We start from the raw sequence: 2377 nt of genomic DNA on the forward strand, positions 1-2377 counted from the left end.
GCCACCGCCCCGCTTGGATAGTTGCAGAGCGTTGGTGATGGATCGACCGATGGATTCCATGTTGTCCTCGATCCGCAGCAGGAAGCAGGATACCATGTCGCCGGCGTTACCTCGCCCTGCGTTGAGGAACGTTGGGGTGGCGGGCTGGTACCGGCCTGTCATGATTTCCTGGAGGATGTCCTCCGCAGTCTCGTAGTCGCCGTCCGCGAGGGTCAGCGCGACCATGCACACGCGGTCTTCGTACCGTTCGAGGTATCGGTCTCCCTCGTAGTTCTTCAGTGCGTAGCTGGTGTAGAACTTGTACGCGCCCACGAACGTGGGGAACCGGAACTTGTAGGAGTAAGCCTTGCGGAACAGGCTCTTGACCTCCTCGCCGGTGTAATTACCGAACACGTTCTCGTCCCAGTAGTCGTTGCGGCACAGGTAGTTGATCTTCTCGTTCAGGGTGTGGAAGAACACTGTGTCGGGGTTGACGTGCTCAAGGAAGTACTGGCGTGCCGCTTCCTTGTCCTTGTCGGTTTGGATCTCTCCGTCCGGGCCGAGCAGGTTCAGCTCGGCGTTAAGCTTTAAGTATGTTTGCATAGGTTTCCTCTCTAGTTTTTGAGGAAGCTTTGGATAGCTTCCACTTGCTCCCCCGTAGGTGCCATATCCACTTTCGCCACCAGCGGGACGTTCCACCGTTCCGCTACTTTCACAGCACCGGCGCAGAACTCTGGGCCGAACACCGTGTTCCCGAAGCCAACAACCCCCACCAGGGAGTCCCCGTGCTCGCGGAGGAATTTCTTCACTCCGCGGGGGACGTGGTTACCCGTGCGGGGAGAGCCGTAGGAGGGGAACATCAGTACGAATCCCCCTCCCCGGTACTGGTCGGCGGGGATCCCGCCTAGTCGGCTTCCGATGATTCCGGTGGTGCCGGTGGACGACCAGTACACAAGCTGCTTTTCTATTGTACACCGCCCTGGTTGGATTCCCAAACATCCTTGTAGATGGCTGGGGCCATCGTGTACAGATCCTCCAGGATCAGGTTAGCCAACTGCCGGATCTCAGCGTCCGCGCCGGGCGCTAGACGCTTGTTCAGGAACTCTCGCCAGGTTCGGTGGTTGCCGGTGATCACCAGGCGAGTCTCAGTGCCCCCTGGCAGCACTGCTCGCGCAGCTTCGCGGGCCTGCTTGCGGGGGAGCCCTCGGGCCTGGAGGTTTTCGACAATATCCTTGTAGCGTTCCTGGGCTTCCTTCATGCCGGCGACGATCGCCGCTTCCACGGTGTCAGAGCCGTCGTACTCCCCGAAGAAGTCCCGCAGGGCCTCTTCCTGGGTGCGCAGGACCGACGCTGCCGGGGGTAGTACTACTGCTGCGTCTGACTCGTCCACGAACCGCTGCGACTGCTGGGAGAAGCTGAAGTGGCGGTGGCGGACGATCTCGTGCGTGCAGGAGCGGGAGATGCCCTGGATGTAGTAGGTCACGCTCGCGTGCTCCAGGACGCTCTCGTGGCCTTGGCGGATGATGTTCGCGATGTAGTCCGCGTTACCCCGGGTTGCGGGGTTCGGTTTGTCGAACGACTGGTAGCAGGATCGGCCAGCGAACTCTACCAGGTTCTCAGCGTCGCTCTGCGCGGTTTCGGTTTCCATGATCGAGTTGATGTACTCGATCTGGCGGTTGTCGATGGTGGTGGCTGCGATGCGGCGCACCACCGGGTAGCTGATGGTTTTCACCAACGGGTCTCCTTAATCCCAATCCCAGTCTTCCTGGGTTGTCTCTTCTGTGGTCCCGATCACGTAGCTCGCCCCGGAGCCGGAGAAGAAGTCGTGCGCCTCTCCGGTGCCTGGGTCTAGGGCGGCTAGGATGTAGCTCGGGATCCTGGTTTCTTCAGCGTCGAACATCGGCTCGCAGCCGAGGTTCAGCAACGCCTTGTTGGCGTTGTACCGGAGGAAGTGTTTCACATCCTCGGTCCAACCAACCCGGTCGTACAGCTGTTCTGCTCGTTCGAGCTCTCGCTCGTAGAACTCGGACAGCAGCCCTCGAACGTCCAGGTGCTCGGGGTTTGGCCGGGTCTGGAACTTGTGTCCGATGTAGTACCCGTGGACTCCCTCGTCCCGGAGGATGAGCCGGATGATGTCGGCGGTGTTCGTGAGTTTCCCTTCCGCTGCTAGGCGCAGCGGTGCGTAGAACCCGGTGTAGAACAGGAAGCTCTCCAGGATCACGCTGGCGGCGAACACTGAGCCGTGGGATCCGTCCGTGTACTGCTCCACGATGCCGTTCGCTTGGGCTTGGAGGAGGTCATCCTCTTCCGCCCATCGGAACAGCTTGTCGATCTCCTCGGTAGAGCACAGGGTTGAGAAGATTGTGGAGTAGCTCTTGGCGTGCACGGCTTCCATGAA

4 protein-coding genes are annotated in these 2377 nt (G+C 60.4%); all 4 read right to left on the reverse strand.

Annotated elements, in window-relative coordinates; genetic code table 11:
• On the reverse strand, nt 1–582 hold a 582-nt coding region (locus Q0331_RS07260; protein WP_298075735.1), incomplete at its 3' end, for a ribonucleotide reductase N-terminal alpha domain-containing protein.
• Between the two features lie 11 nt (nt 583–593).
• On the reverse strand, nt 594–932 hold the full coding sequence (locus Q0331_RS07265; protein WP_298075736.1) for a class Ib ribonucleoside-diphosphate reductase assembly flavoprotein NrdI: 339 nt from the start codon (nt 930–932) through the stop codon (nt 594–596).
• A gap of 11 nt (nt 933–943) precedes the next feature.
• On the reverse strand, nt 944–1711 hold the full coding sequence (thyX, locus tag Q0331_RS07270; RefSeq protein ID WP_298075737.1) for an FAD-dependent thymidylate synthase: 768 nt from the start codon (nt 1709–1711) through the stop codon (nt 944–946).
• A 12-nt stretch (nt 1712–1723) separates the two neighbouring features.
• Nucleotides 1724–2377: ribonucleotide-diphosphate reductase subunit beta (locus tag Q0331_RS07275; RefSeq protein WP_298075738.1), on the reverse strand; the 654-nt coding region annotated here is incomplete at its 5' end.

The sequence above is a fragment of the uncultured Corynebacterium sp. genome (assembly GCF_937999985.1).
Lineage (GTDB): Bacteria > Actinomycetota > Actinomycetes > Mycobacteriales > Mycobacteriaceae > Corynebacterium.